The organism is Bosea sp. 685 (assembly GCF_031884435.1).
Taxonomy (GTDB): Bacteria; Pseudomonadota; Alphaproteobacteria; order Rhizobiales; family Beijerinckiaceae; genus Allobosea.
Window position 1 is genome coordinate 6,083,105 of record NZ_CP134779.1, and the last position, 12,467, is coordinate 6,095,571.

At 65.6% G+C, this 12,467-nt stretch carries 8 protein-coding genes; 2 read left to right on the plus strand and 6 right to left on the minus strand.

All coding sequences use genetic code 11. The features are described from left to right. Window positions 1-3 precede the first annotated feature (3 nt). Window positions 4-786 (plus strand): 4-hydroxy-2-oxoheptanedioate aldolase, encoded by a 783-nt coding sequence (gene hpaI / locus RMR04_RS29635; protein WP_311912087.1) that lies wholly within the window; start codon window positions 4-6, stop codon window positions 784-786. Between the two features lie 75 nt (window positions 787-861). Here the strand turns inward: hpaI and RMR04_RS29640 are convergent, their stop codons facing one another. After that, entirely contained in the window at window positions 862-2,952 is a 2,091-nt protein-coding gene (locus RMR04_RS29640; protein ID WP_311912088.1) for a M48 family metallopeptidase, read from the minus strand. Window positions 2,953-3,637: 685 nt separating this feature from the next. Between RMR04_RS29640 and RMR04_RS29645 the strand changes: the two genes are divergently transcribed. Then, window positions 3,638-5,254, plus strand: coding sequence for a carboxylesterase/lipase family protein (locus tag RMR04_RS29645; RefSeq protein WP_311912089.1), 1,617 nt, complete (start codon window positions 3,638-3,640; stop codon window positions 5,252-5,254). Between the two features lie 344 nt (window positions 5,255-5,598). On the opposite strand, the gene gyrB is transcribed toward RMR04_RS29645, so the two are convergent. The 5 genes from gyrB to RMR04_RS29670 all read right to left on the minus strand — a co-directional run bounded on the left by gyrB (window position 5,599) and on the right by RMR04_RS29670 (window position 12,412). Continuing rightward, complete coding sequence (gyrB, locus tag RMR04_RS29650) at window positions 5,599-8,019, minus strand: DNA topoisomerase (ATP-hydrolyzing) subunit B (protein WP_311912090.1); 2,421 nt, start codon at window positions 8,017-8,019, stop codon at window positions 5,599-5,601. Window positions 8,020-8,149: 130 nt separating this feature from the next. Continuing rightward, on the minus strand, window positions 8,150-9,985 hold the full coding sequence (recQ, locus tag RMR04_RS29655) for a DNA helicase RecQ (protein WP_311912091.1): 1,836 nt from the start codon (window positions 9,983-9,985) through the stop codon (window positions 8,150-8,152). Between the two features lie 39 nt (window positions 9,986-10,024). Continuing rightward, a complete protein-coding gene (locus RMR04_RS29660) occupies window positions 10,025-10,381 on the minus strand; it encodes a hypothetical protein (protein ID WP_311912092.1) in 357 nt (118 codons plus the stop codon). A gap of 6 nt (window positions 10,382-10,387) precedes the next feature. Further along, window positions 10,388-11,002, minus strand: coding sequence for a LysE family translocator (locus tag RMR04_RS29665; protein ID WP_311912093.1), 615 nt, complete (start codon window positions 11,000-11,002; stop codon window positions 10,388-10,390). 84 nt (window positions 11,003-11,086) lie between these two features. After that, window positions 11,087-12,412: a methyl-accepting chemotaxis protein gene (locus RMR04_RS29670; RefSeq protein WP_311912094.1), complete on the minus strand. Its 1,326-nt coding sequence runs from the start codon at window positions 12,410-12,412 to the stop codon at window positions 11,087-11,089. Window positions 12,413-12,467 lie beyond the last annotated feature (55 nt).

Genomic DNA, 12,467 nt, shown 5'->3' on the forward strand with positions numbered 1-12,467 from the left:
GCCATGGAACTCCCGCCCAATCTCTTCAAGCGCGCCCTGAACGAGAGCCGCTCGCAGATCGGCCTGTGGTGCAGCCTGCCGGGCAGCTATGCGGCCGAGGCGGTGGCGGGCTCCGGCTTCGACTGGCTCCTGCTCGATACCGAGCATTCACCCGGCGATCCGCTGACCGTACTGGCGCAGCTGCAGGCGGTCGCGCCCTATCCGGTCTCGGCAGTGGTGAGGCCAGCCAGCAACGATGCTGTGCTGATCAAGCGATTGCTCGATTTCGGCGCGCAGACCCTGCTGATCCCCTATGTTCAAAACGCTGGGGAGGCGCGGGCTGCGGTCGCGGCGATGCGCTATCCGCCCGAGGGCATCAGGGGCGTCTCGGGCGTGACGCGGGCAACCCGCTTCGGCCGCGTCGCGGATTACGGCCAGCGCGCCCATGAGGAGCTCTGCCTGCTCGTGCAGATCGAGACCGGCGAGGCGCTCGACCAGCTCGAGGCGATCGCCTCGGTCGAGGGCGTCGACGGCGTCTTCATCGGCCCGGCCGATCTGGCGGCGAGCCTCGGCTATGTCGGCCAGCCCGGCCATCCCGAGGTCAAGGCGCTGATTGAGACGGCGATCGGCCGCATCGGGGCCTGCGGCAAGCCCGCCGGCATCCTGACGCCCGACAACGCCTTCGCCGCACGCTGCATCGAGCTCGGCACCACCTTCACGGCCGTGGGCGTCGATGCGGCCATGCTGGTCCGGGCGACAGAGGCGCTCTGCGAGCAGTTCAAGGGCCCACGCAGCGCGCGAAGCTGAAGCGAGATCGCTTCGGCTCCTGGTCCGCAAGGCAAAAAGCGAGAGTTGGATCGGAAAACGGAACTCCGCGATCATCTATTTTTTGTCCGCCGCAAGCGCCTGTCGCGCGTGGGCGGCGGCGATATAGCGTCCCACCATGTCGGAAAAGGCGTCCGCCTTCATTCCACGGATTCCGAGAGCATCGAGTTCGACCATGCGTCTTTTGCGATTGACCTTGTTGTAAAAGGAAAACCGCGCCCGCTCGGGGAGCGGCGCGCCATCGGCCAGGAAAAGCTGTAGCGCGAGACGATGGGCAACATGGACCTGGTATCCGACAACAGCGTCCCATCGCACAGGCTGCGCCAGCCAATGCGAGCGCAGCGTCTCCGGCGTAAGGACCATGAAGGGGTGGCTTACCCGGTGACGCACAAAGACGAACAAGGCGAGGCACAAGACAATACCAGCTCCAAGGAGTGCCGCCACTATCGCCCTTTTGGTCCCGTCATCGCCGAATCCCATCTGGATGGGGAAAAGGTAGGTGCAGGCTATGAAGGCGCCCAAGAGCACCGCGATCAACATCATCGCCGGGGCGGCTATCGGACGGATATTCTCGAAGAGAACGATCTCCCCATCGGCAACGCCGGCCACCGCAGTCTGTAATTCCTGCCTATATTCGGCTTGAGCCTTATCGGCGTTCACGAGGAAATCGCTGGACAGATCGCGGCAGAACGCGCCCCAGTCCGCAAATGCGCGGGCCCCGAAAGAGGTTGCTTCGGAACTTCGCCGGCGTGTCGCATGCGCCAGCAGCTTTTCATCGACCGGCACACCAAGCGCCTGAATGCGCTGGATCGTCGGCGGGTGGCTGTCGGTCGGATGCGGTTGCCTGTCCTCCAGATGCTCGGCGGGGTTTTGGAAACCCCGCTCGGCCGTCAGCGCGGCAACGGCCTCCACCAGATTCGTGCCGAACTGGCGGTCGCCTCGGAAAGCGCTTTCGAGAATGAACTCTACATTCGAATCGGTGGCGTGGCTGCGTATGAGCGCCGAAGCGGCGGCATCTGGCCCGCTGGCAAGGCTGCCGTGGCGATCGGCTTCGAATTCCCGGATCCGGCTCCAATGCGCCACCGCCGTATCGAAGCGCGACAAGGCGTGATAGCCGAGACGAAGACCAGCGCCGATGCCGAAATCGCCATTGAGATCGGCCTGATAGAGGGCGCCGAGCGAACGTTTCAGGCTGGAATAGATGGGCACGAAGCGTTGCGAATAGCGCGTGTCCTCCCCGACAAAGTGGGCGAGCTCATGCCCGACGATTGCGGCGATCTCCGCCGTGTCCAGGAGTTCGAGGAACGGGGCCGGCATATGCAGCGTTCGGCCTTCGATAAGCTGGTCCCCTGGGAGAAGGCGCACGCGGCTCTCCGTCACGTAGAAGCCGCTGGTGAGACCGATCACGATAGTGTCGGGCGCCCCGGCCTGCATGCGCGAGGCGAGATGACGCACGAAGCTCCACAGGGCTGGAGCATCCTGTTGCGTCGCTATGCGTGCCCGCTCGACGATCGGTCCGGGTTCGGCGAGCGCAAAGACGCGGCGCAGCCCCCGAACGGCGGTGACCGCGCAGTACAGGCCGATCCCGGCAAGAATGATACCTGCAAGACCAAGCTTGATAGCATCGCCGGAAACATCGCCCCAGAACGGCAGGCTTATGGTCTCGAACAGCGTGGCGCCCAAGCCAGCAAAGCCAAGGCCCAGCATCACCGCTGCCAGCAGGAACGGCAACAATAACCGCAGGCGCATAAAGCTTCGGACAAGCTGGTCACGAGAGCGGCGAGCCCGTCGTCCAGCGAGGTTGGATGCCAGAATGCCAACGGCTCCGCCTGAAAAAGCCAGGATGCCTCCGGCAATCGTCACATAGGCAAAGGGATGCCGAACCGCTGATACCGTTTGAAGAAGGTCGTTCTTGCCGGCAGCCCTCTCCACCATGGCGAGCGCCATGGAGGCCGGATAAGACCGCCCGCCTTCAAAACGTATCATCGCATTGGGAGTCTTCGCCGCGATGGGTCGGAGTTCGGCAATCGTCCGCGCCATATCCTCGCTGGCGGCGCCGACCGATTGGCGGGCCTGACCAGACCTTTCGAGCTGCCATACGCCAAGGGCAGCGAGGAGCAATGGCAGGACGATCAGCCAGAACGTCATCGCGACGACCGCTGGTACACCGCGCCTCCGACCGGCCCCATTTATCTGTGTCGCATCTGTCATCGAACTCGCTGACCCCGTTTCAAATCAAAATGGAGAACGCGCGCCGGCACAGCTCTGTTCATGTCTTGCTGCCCATCATTATCTTGCCGCCCATCAAAGTCTTGCCACCTGCCAACGCATATCGATGGGCTGGAACAGATGACAAAGCAGGACAAACCTAGTCTGCCCGTTTAGGTGACCCGGTTACACTCTAAGGCATCATGGGTTTGGCCGCGACAATCGAGCGATCGTCGCGGTCGGCGTCAACAGCGACGGCGGCCGCGAGGCGCTGGGCATGGATATCGGCCTTTCCGAGGCGGAGATCTCTTCGACGCGTCAATCCAAAGCCGCCGGACATGTCGTCAGCGGCAATCATCTCGTCGTAACACTATGTCTCCGTGATCGGTCGTCACTTTGTCGATCTCGCCATGTCGACATCCCCTCGCCACGTCACGCGACATTGGCATCGGGGGCTCGGGTCAAATTCCGGCGAACTGCCTACTGATCCAGACAATGATCTCGGCCGGTGCACGGCCGCCGACAGCCAGCCGGAGTGACGCGCCGATCCTGATTGAGCGACTTCACTTGCGCGCCGAAATATTTCAAGCTTAAAATATATTCGACCTGCAGGGAGGGTTTTGGGATGTTTCTGACCGATCGAAGGACTGTTCTCGTAGGCCTATCGAGCACGCTCGCCGCTACGGCGCTGGGGCAGAACATGCCGGTGGTCGAGACCGCGAGTGGCAAACTGCAGGGCCTGGTGCAAGAAAGCGCCACCGCCTTCTTCGGCATCCCCTACGCCGCCGCCCCCGTCGGGCCGCTACGCTATCGCGCGCCGCAGCCGGCCGCGCCCTGGACTGGTATGCGCGACGCGGGCAAGCCGGGCGCAGCCTCGATCCAGAACTTGGCGGGCGCGGCTGCCTGGCTCTATGACGGCGCCGACCCGCAATCGGAAGACTGCCTTTTCCTCAACGTCTGGACGCCCTCTCCTCAAGGCAAGCGGCCGGTGATGGTCTGGCTCCATGGCGGCGCCTGGCGCACCGGCCATGGCCTCGTCGCCGGCACGAACGGCGCGGCACTGGCCGCGCGCGGCGACGTCGTCGTGGTGACGGTGAATTACCGGCTCGGCGTCCTGGGCTGGCTGGCGCATCCGGAGCTCAAGGACGAGCACTCCGGCACCTTCGCGAATTGGGGGCATCAGGACCAGATCGCGGCGCTGCGCTGGGTGAAGGACAACATCGCCGCGTTCGGCGGCGATCCGGCGCGGGTGACGCTTTTCGGCCAGTCGGCCGGCGGGCAGAGTGTCGCGACGATCGCGCAGAACCCCGCCAATGCCGGACTGTTCGACAAGATCATCATCCAGAGCGGCTCGCTGCACGGTGCCCCCGGCTTTCCTGAGCCCGACACCGCGGCTGCCTATGCGGAGGCGCTGGCGAAGCGGCTCGGGACCAGCATCGCCGGCCTGCGCGAGCTTCCCGCCCGGCAGCTCCACGACGCCGAGCTTCTTCAGGCGCGCGATCCGGCCATGGTGCGCTCGCTCGGACGCCCGCCAATCCTGCCTGTGCTCGATGGTAAGGTGCTGACGGCCTGGCCACGTGACGGGCAATTGCCGGCCGTCCCCATGCTGATCGGCACGACGCGCGACGAAGGCGTGTTCTGGTACGATCTGGTCAATCCCGACGGCAAAGCTGTGGGCGGGCTGAAGCCGCCGCAGACGGAAGCCGAGTTGCAGGCGATGATCCGCGATCTGGTCGCGATCTATCGCCCGGAGGCAGCCCATCTGCCGGTGGCTGAGATCGTCGAGGCCTATCGGTCCACCGCGACGCCGGTCGGGAGCGGTGATCCGAAAAGTCTCGGGATTGCCGCGTATGGCGACATCGTCTTCCGCCTGCGCGCGCTCGAGGCCGCCAGGCGCCATGCGCGGGCCGGGCACGCCGCCTATCTCTACGAATTCGATCATCCCCTCGCGCCACCGGCGCGCGGCGTGCCGCACACGGCCGAGATCCCGTTCGTCTTCGGCACCTATCGCCACCCGTTCTTCAGCGCCAAGGTGGGAGCCGGCCAGGCCGAAGCCAGGCTGTCCGAGCTGATGCTGACAAGCTGGGCCCGCTTCGCTCATACCGGCACGCCGACTTCCGATATCGCGGCCTGGCGGCCCGTCTCGCCGGACGGCAAGGGCATCAACATCCTCGGAGGCGAAAGCGGCTATCAGCCTGCCGACGCCGTCCAGCCGGGACGCACTGCGGCTTGGAAGATCTGAGGCGCCCTTACCGCATTCCCGCCCCAATCCTTTTTTGGGGAGCGTTGATGACAAACATATCGATCAGGAACGGGAAGGTCCTTTTAGCTGGGTCCGTTTCCGGACAGCTCGATCGACCGTCTCTTCATCTAAGAGCGAGAGCAGGATGCGAAAAATTGGGCACCGGTTTTTCGCATTGATCCTGCTCTAACTCCTTGATGAGAGCCGGATGATGTTTGACGTGGTCGGTGTGCGCCTGCCCTCTCACTCACCCAGATTATGGGTCGCGCCGCCTCGGCTGCCCAATTGTCTTGATTGACGATTCGCAGGAGTTGGTTTTTCGGACCGGCCCCTGGCAGCCCAGCTCAGGTATCGACGGTCGCGTTGAGGGCGTTGCTCTGGATGAATTCGCGGCGCGGCTCCACGACATCGCCCATCAGCTTGACGAAGAGGTCGTCGGCCTCGTCGTTCTGGTCGTTCTTGACGCGCAGCAGCGAGCGGGCTTCGCGGTCGAGCGTGGTTTCCCAGAGCTGTTCCGGGTTCATCTCGCCGAGGCCTTTGTAGCGCTGCAGCGAGACGCCCTTCTTGCCGATGGCGGTCACGGCATCGAACAGGTCCGTCGGGCCGTTGACGGCATGGTCGTCGCCCTTGCGGCTGAGCAGGCCGGGCTTGGCATAGGCCTCCTGCAGCGAGGCGCTCGACGCATCGAGCTTACGTGCCTCCGCGCTGGCGAGCAGGCCGGCATCGATCGCAGCGACCTGCTTCACGCCGCGCACCATGCGCGAGAACAGGAAGCCGCCATCGGCGACCTTGCCCTCCCAGCCGCGCTCAAGATCGTCGGAGATCGCATCGAGACGCGCCGCGACGGCGGCCGCCTTCTCGTTGGCCTGCGCTTCGCTGTCTTCGGAGAAGGGATGAAGCGCCCCGGCGATCGCCATCTGCTCGACGACGCGGCGGTCATAGCGCGAATGCAATTGCCCAAGCGTGAAGCGGATGCCGCGCGCCTCCTCGATCAGGACGCGCAGATCGGAGCCTGCCCGCTCGGCGTTGTCGCTCGTCTTGAAGACCGCGCCGTCGAGCGCGGTTTCGACGAGGTAATCCTCGAGCGCGCGCTCGTCCTTGAGATAAGTCTGCGATTTGCCGCGCGCCGCCTTGTAGAGCGGCGGCTGGGCGATGAAGAGATGCCCGCGCTCGATCACCTCCGGCATCTGCCGGTAGAAGAAGGTCAAGAGCAGGGTGCGAATGTGGGAGCCGTCCACGTCCGCGTCGGTCATGATGATGATCTTGTGGTAGCGCAGCTTCTCGACGTTGAACTCTTCGCGGATGCCGGCACCGAGCGCAATGATCAGCGTGCCGACCTGCTCGGATGAGAGCATCTTGTCGACGCGCGCCCGCTCGACATTGAGGATCTTGCCGCGCAAGGGCAGCACGGCCTGGTATTCGCGGGCGCGGCCTTGCTTGGCGGAGCCACCGGCCGAGTCTCCCTCGACGATGAAGAGCTCGGACTTGGCTGGATCGCGTTCCTGACAGTCGGCGAGCTTGCCGGGGAGCGAGGCGATGTCGAGCGCGCCCTTGCGGCGGGTGAGGTCGCGCGCCTTGCGGGCGGCCTCGCGCGCGGCAGCGGCTTCAGCGACCTTGCCGACGATCAGCCTGGCCTCGGGCGGGTGCTCTTCGAGCCAGGTCGAGAGCGCCTGGTTGACGACGTTCTCGACGACGGGGCGCACCTCCGAGGATACCAGCTTGTCCTTGGTCTGCGAGGAGAATTTCGGGTCGGGCACCTTGACCGAAACGATCGCGGTCAGGCCCTCGCGGCAATCATCGCCGGTGAGCGCGACTTTTTCCTTCTTCAGAATGCCCGAGGTCTCGGCATAGCCGGTGATCTGGCGCGTCAGCGCGGCACGGAAGCCGGCGAGATGGGTGCCACCGTCGCGCTGCGGGATGTTGTTGGTGAAGCAGAGCACGTTCTCGTGGTAGCTGTCGTTCCACCACAGCGCGACATCGACGGTGATACCGTCCTTCTCGGCCGAGAGCATCACCGGCTTGGTGATGATCGCCGTCTTGGCGCGGTCGAGATAGCGTACGAAGGCCTCGACGCCGCCCTCATACATCAACTCCTCGCGCACCACCTCGGAATGGCGGGCATCGGTCAGGACGATGCGGACGCCCGAATTCAGGAAGGCGAGCTCACGCAGGCGGTGTTCGAGCGTCTTGTAGTCGAACTCGATCATGGTGAAGGTTTCTTGGGACGGGGTGAAGGTCACCTCCGTGCCGCGCTTGTCGCCGGCCGGCCCCACGACCGCGAGCGGCGCCACCGCATCGCCATGGCGGAACTCCATGAAATGCTCCTGGCCACCGCGCCAGATGCGCAGCTTCAGCGAGACCGAGAGCGCGTTCACCACGGAGACGCCGACGCCGTGCAGGCCGCCCGAGACCTTGTAGGAGTTCTGGTCGAACTTACCGCCGGCATGGAGCTGGGTCATGATGACCTCGGCCGCCGAGATGCCTTCCTCGCTGTGGATATTGGTCGGAATACCGCGGCCATTATCCGTGACGGTGACCGAGCCCTCGGCGTTCAGCGTGACGGTGACGAGGTCGGCATGGCCGGCCAGCGCCTCGTCGATCGCGTTGTCGACCACCTCATAGACCATGTGATGCAGGCCCGAGCCGTCATCGGTGTCGCCGATATACATGCCGGGGCGCTTGCGCACCGCATCCAAGCCTTTGAGAACCTTGATAGAATCAGCGCCATAGGCGGCATCTTCAAGGTCGCGGGCAGCATCGCTCATGTCGTGGTCCTTCGGCGGAGGCGCGGGCATCCGCGATCGTCTTGATTCGTATGGCTGAATATAGGGGGTAATGACGGCTTTTTCACGCGTGTACGCGTGCGTGCGCGAGTCTTACAGCCTCTAGGCTGAATCAGCCCGCAAACCCCGCGATCGCCTCCAGGAAGGCCTCGCCATATTGCGCGAGCTTCCGCTCGCCGACGCCTTCGATCGCGCGCATCGCCTCCAGCCCCAGCGGCCGCTCGCGCGCCATCGCGATCAGGGTGCGGTCGGTGAAGATGATGTAGGCCGCGACGCCCTCCTCGCGGGCGATCGACAGGCGCAGCTGCCTGAGATGCTCGAACAGCCCGGCCGTGCCCTCATCGAGCCCGTCGGCACGGGCCGCCTCGCGCCCGGCGCGGCGCGTACGGCGATCGGCATGGAGATCGGCCCGAAGCGCGATCGCCTCGCGGCCGAACAGGATATCCTCACCCCTCGGGGTCAGGCAGAAGCCGCCATGCTCGACGCTGGCCTCGGCCAGGGCGCCGGCGGCGAAGAGTTTTCGCGTCAATGCGGTCCAGGCGCTCTTGGGCTTGTCCTGGCCGACACCGAAGGTCTTCAGCCCATCATGGTTCTGGCGGCGGATGGTCTCGGACATGGTGCCGGTCAGGATGTCGGCGAGATGGCCCGCGCCAAAACGCTGGCCCGAGCGCGCCACCGCCGAGAGCAGCTTTCGCGCATCCAGCGTAGCGTCGGTCAACTCGGCCTCGCCGCCGCAGAGATCGCAGCGGATCGGCGCGTTACCATGGCGGCAGGTCTGCGTCTCCTCGCCGAAATAGGCGAGCAGCGCGCTCCTGCGGCAGAGCGCGGATTCGCACAGGTCGATCATGGCGTTCAGGCGCTTGTGCTCGATCCGGCGGCGCTCGTCCTCGACCGCCTTCTCGTCGATCTGGCGGCGGCGCAGCGCCATGTCCTCGATGCCGTAGAGGGTCAGCGTATCGGCCGGCAGGCCATCGCGGCCGGCGCGGCCGATCTCCTGGTAGTAGCTCTCGATCGAGCCCGGCATGTCGGCATGGACGACGAAGCGGACATCGGGCTTGTTGATGCCCATGCCGAAGGCGATGGTGGCGCAGACGACGACGCCGTCCTCCTGCAGGAAGATGTCCTGATTGCGGTTGCGCAGGCCCTGCTCCATGCCGGCATGATAAGGCAGCGCGTTGTAGCCCTTCTCGCGCAGGCCCTCGCTCAAACGCTCGGTGCGGCCGCGCGAGGAGCAGTAGACGATGCCGCTGCCGCCGCGATGGCGCGTCAGGAACTCGGCGATCTGGCGCTTGGGCTGGTCCTTGGGCGCGAAGGCGAGCTTCAGATTCGGGCGGTCGAAGGAGTGGACGACGCTGTGCGGCGGCTTGGGGAAGAGCTGCTGGGCGATGTCCTCGCGCGTCTGCCGGTCGGCGGTTGCGGTCAGGGCCGTCACCGGCACGCCGCCCAGCGCCTCGCGCGCTTTGGCGAGCAGGCGGTATTCGGGGCGGAAATCATGGCCCCATTGCGAGACGCAATGCGCCTCGTCGATGGCGAGCCGGGTCACGCCGAGCCGGCGCAGGCGCGAGACCAGCCCCTCGCCGGCCAACCGCTCGGGCGAAACGAAGAGCAGCCGCAATTCGCCGGCATTGAGCTTGTCCCAGGCCTCGGCGGCCTCCGTCTCGCTGTTCATCGAATTGAGCGAGGCGGCGGCGACGCCGGCCCGCGTCAATTGCCCGACCTGGTCGCGCATCAGCGCGATCAGCGGCGAGACCACCAGCGTCAAACCGCCCGCGACCAGCGCCGGCAGCTGATAGCACATCGATTTGCCCGAACCCGTCGGCATCACGGCGAAGACGTCTTGGCCGGCAAGGGCGGCCGCGATCACCTCCCATTGGCCGGGACGGAATTCGTCATAGCCGAAGACGGATTTGAGGATCGCGCGGGCGGCTGATTCGCGGGATTGCGGCATGCCCAGTGGTGTGCCCGACCGCCGCGCGGATTGCCAGCCTCAGGACAGTCCGGCCAACAGATGAAGCACAGCCGCCAGGACGAAGGCCGCCGTGATCAGCCTGGAAGCGAACGGGCGCAGATCGAACCAGAGGCACTGGAGCGCCAATCGCAGCAGCCAGAACAGGCCGCCCGCGACGGGCAGCAGCCAGGATGCCGCGGGATTTCCCGCCTGGCTGATCAGCGCCGCGCCATAGACGACGAAGACGAAGCTCAGCATCACATTGAGCGTTTGCGTGATCGCGCTGTTCAGCCCGCCCGATGGCGCGAGCCGCTCCGGCCAGCCGAAAAGCCGCCAGAACGCCGCATGGAACAGCGCGAAGCCGAGATCGAGCAGGCCCGCCGCCAGCAGCAGCACGGAGGTTCAGCTTCGGATGGCGATGGCGGCTGCAGCCCCCGCCATGACGCCACCCGTCAGCCGGTTGATCCGGCGCAGCGCGCGCGGGCTCGCCACCAGCCGCCGTGCCCGGTCGGCCGCATAGGCATAGGCGATCAGGGTCGAACCGATGATCAATGTGATCAGCATGGCGATCTCGGCGAAGGCAAGCGGCGTCAGAGCGGAGAGGTCGACGACCAGCGGCAGGATCGACAGGAAGAAGACGATGACTTTGGGATTGCCCATCGTCAGCGCGATGCCGCCCAGGAACAGGCGCCACCCTTCACCGCGCGCCGCCGGAGCTTGCTTCAACGCTCCCGCAGGCGCCGTCCAGAGCCTGAAGGCGAGATAGATCAGATAGGAGCAGCCGGCATATTTGATCGCGACGAACAGTCCGTGGAAGCTCTGCATCAGCACGGCAAGCCCGAGCGCGGTCAGCGAGAGCCAGATCAGGTCACCCGCGGCAATGCCGGCGGCGAAGGGCAGCGAGCGGCGAAAGCCGGTGGCGAGCGAGCGCGCCACCAGCGCCGCAATGCCCGGCCCCGGCGAGGCGACGGCGAGGAAATAGACACCGGCGAAAATCAGAAGGCTCGAAAAATCCATATCCGTGCGACCGCTTATCGTGATGGTGCCCAAGGCTAACAGCCTTGCCGCATCCGGTCCCATCGCATTGCGTGGTCTGATCGATCAGACAGCCTCACGCACGACCGCACGGTGCTTGTCGGCGCGGGCCTGCGCGACCTCGCCGAGAAAGTCGCCGATCGAACGCTCCAGCTCCTGCGACAGGTTGGATGCCGCCTTGACGCGCTGGTCCATCTGCCGCGCCAGTTCCGCCGCCTCGCCCGCGAGCCCCTCGACGAGCGCGGCATGATTGGCGATCGCATCGACACCGGAGGACGAGGTCTCGGCCCGCTCGGCGATGGCGTGGATCCGGCCGGTCTGCTCGGCAACGGATTCGGCGACGATCCGGGCGCTCTCCTGCATCGCCTGCATGGTCTGGCTGAGCTCGCGCACCGCGGCCTCGATCGCCTGGCCCGCGCTGACGACCTCGGCGACGCCCTGGCGGATCGTCTCGGTGGCGCTGTTGGTCGCGGTCGCCAGCGATTTGACCTCGGCGGCCACGACCGCGAAGCCGCGCCCGGCCTCGCCCGCGCGCGCCGCCTCGATGGTGGCGTTGAGGGCGAGCAGATTGGTTTGCGAAGCAAGGTTGCGGATGAGTTCGACGACGCTGCCGATCCGCTCATTCGCCTGGCGCAGCGTGGCGACATTATCCGTGATGCCGCGACATTCCGCACTGGCCTCATCGGTAGCGCGGCGGGAAATCGCGCTCTCCTGCCTGATCCGCTCGCTCGAGGCCCCGAAAGCGCGGGTCGCCGCAACGATTTCCGCCACCGAGGCCGAGACCTGCTCGGGGCGGCGCTGGGTTCCCGCGACCGCCTGGAGCGTGGCCCCGGCCTTGCCGGACAGCGCTTCGGAGAAGCCGGCAACCTCGCTCATGCCGGCCTCGATCGCCGAGATGCGCTCGGCGATGCCATTGCGGAAGGCGTGCTCGATCGCGTTCAGGCGGCCTTCCGTCTCGGTTTCGATCGCCTCGTCGAAGCAAGCCAGCGAGAACGAGATATCCGTCAGCATCAGCCTGCAGAAGACGCGCAGGGCGTCATCGATCGGACCCCAGCGCCGCTTCCAAAGCGAGACGATGACGGCGAGGAAGTTGGAGAAATCCTCGAGGAAGAACTGCGGGTAATCGGCGAGGTGGATCTTGCCGCCATTGGCGCGGGCGACGATCCGCTTCTTCGCCGCGAGATAATCCGCATCGAGCCGCAGACCGAACAGATAGCGGTATTTCAACGCCTCGTCGGCAAATGTCTCTTGATGCCGCCAGAGCTCGCCGCTGCCGAAGGTCTTCCTGTAGAGCGAGCACACCGAAGCGTCGAAATGCGGCTCCAGAATCGCCAGAAGGCGAGCGGCGAGAGCGGCCTCGGCAGCCGTGAAGGAGGGCGGCGACGGTTGCATCGCCCTCACTCTCGTCAAAAATGGTTAACCGTCCCTGCTGGGTCCGCGCGGCCTC

Bases quoted from the DNA above. Each gene is read 5' to 3' on its own strand.
- RMR04_RS29670 (WP_311912094.1), bottom strand. From the start codon at position 12,412: ATGCAACCGTCGCCGCCCTCCTTCACGGCTGCCGAGGCCGCTCTCGCC.
- gyrB (WP_311912090.1), bottom strand. From the start codon at position 8,019: ATGAGCGATGCTGCCCGCGACCTTGAAGATGCCGCCTATGGCGCTGAT.
- RMR04_RS29665 (WP_311912093.1), bottom strand. From the start codon at position 11,002: ATGGATTTTTCGAGCCTTCTGATTTTCGCCGGTGTCTATTTCCTCGCC.
- recQ (WP_311912091.1), bottom strand. From the start codon at position 9,985: ATGCCGCAATCCCGCGAATCAGCCGCCCGCGCGATCCTCAAATCCGTC.
- hpaI (WP_311912087.1), top strand. From the start codon at position 4: ATGGAACTCCCGCCCAATCTCTTCAAGCGCGCCCTGAACGAGAGCCGC.
- RMR04_RS29640 (WP_311912088.1), bottom strand. From the start codon at position 2,952: ATGACGTTCTGGCTGATCGTCCTGCCATTGCTCCTCGCTGCCCTTGGC.
- RMR04_RS29645 (WP_311912089.1), top strand. From the start codon at position 3,638: ATGTTTCTGACCGATCGAAGGACTGTTCTCGTAGGCCTATCGAGCACG.